Raw genomic sequence first — 1,074 nt, forward strand, 5'->3', positions numbered from 1 at the left:
TCAGAACCAATGCTCACAAACGCGTAGTTGATGTGAGTTAGCTGTTCCCAAGGAATGTCTTTAACAAGGTAAGTCGATTGTGGGTCGTCACCTGCGCGCCAGCTCGTGAAGTAGCCGATGACACGACGTGGGTGATCCGCACCCATTTTCTCACGACCTTCTTCGTCGTAGATTGAACAGTAAGGTACGTCCACGCCTGTTGTTTGGTAAAGACCGTCAGGACGACAGTTAGATGCCACAGCACCACCATTTACAGTTAACGTAGCAATTGCAGAGTCTGTGCTTGCACCTGCGTTATCTGTCGCTTTCGCGTATACCGCTAGAGCGCCCGCTTTTGAAGGCGTTACGTCTAGTGTGTAAGGGGCAGCTGTTGCTGTGCCAGCTAATGCGCCAGCAACGTAGAAGTCAACTTTAGCAACGCTACCATCCGCGTCTGCTGCGTTAGCAGTAAGCGTAACAGTACCGCCTAACTCGATTGAAGTAGCTGAAAGCGCAACATCCACTGTAGGCGCTTCATTACCTGGTTGAGCTGAAGCAATCGTAAGCGTTACTGAACTTGCAGTACTTACCGCGCCAGCGTCATCATAAGATTTAGTTGAAAACTCGTGTACGCCTTCAGTTGCAGTCCAAGATGCAGTGAAAGGAGCCGAAGTAGACTGACCAACTAAAGCACCATCAACAAAGAATTCAACTTTGCTAATTGTGCCATCAGTGTCTGCTGCATCTGCGGCTAGGTTAACCACTTCACCAGCGGTGATAGATGCCGACGCAGAAGGAGCGGTTAGAGTCACCGTCGGGATTTCATTTTGTGGTGGATCAACAGGACCTGTTCCATCACAAGCACCAAGAGATTCCCACTCGCCCCACTGGCCAGCTTGTGCAGGGTTATTGTTTTGCGTCCAGTAACGCGCTTTGTATGCGTTACCTTCGTGCTGAACTTGGTCGCCGCCATTATAAACTTTTGACGAATCCCAAACTTCTAGAGGGGCACAATCAACCGCTGCGTAGCTGTTGAAGGCCAATAGACAAGATGCAGTCAGCGTACTTAGCGTAAAGACACTTTTCACTGCTTTC

At 49.7% G+C, this 1,074-nt stretch carries 1 protein-coding gene; it reads right to left on the reverse strand.

Annotation, left to right across the window (positions count from 1 at the left end):
- Window positions 1–1,074: Ig-like domain-containing protein (locus R7E42_RS25400; protein ID WP_318073292.1), on the reverse strand; the 1,074-nt coding region annotated here is incomplete at both ends.

The sequence above is a fragment of the Vibrio sp. Vb1337 genome (genome assembly GCF_033338715.1).
Lineage (GTDB): Bacteria > Pseudomonadota > Gammaproteobacteria > Enterobacterales > Vibrionaceae > Vibrio > Vibrio alginolyticus.